Source organism: Klebsiella sp. M041 (assembly GCF_059759695.1).
On record NZ_JCAXWU010000069.1, the window covers coordinates 1 to 286 of the forward strand.

The window sequence follows — 286 nt, forward strand, 5'->3', positions numbered from 1 at the left end:
CCAGGCAAATTCTTTGTGCTCAGTACGCAATTCTTTATCGCATCAGCTGCGTTGCCTGCGCTCGCAAAGTCAGTCACATACTTCAGTATGCTCCTTCCTTTCCTTCGCTTGCCGCCTTGCTGCTGCGCAAATTATTGCGTACTCAACTCTGAATCTAAGCTGAAAATCTTCTCTCAATCCGCCAAAACATCTTCGGCGTTGTAAGGTTAAGCCTCACGGTTCATTAGTACCGGTTAGCTCAACGCATCGCTGCGCTTACACACCCGGCCTATCAACGTCGTCGTCT

General features: G+C 49.3%; 1 rRNA gene. It reads right to left on the reverse strand.

The window, feature by feature from the left end:
* Nucleotides 1-202: 202 nt before the first annotated feature.
* Nucleotides 203-286: ribosomal RNA gene (locus AC6CWS_RS26525) — 23S ribosomal RNA — on the reverse strand; the annotation flags it as partial.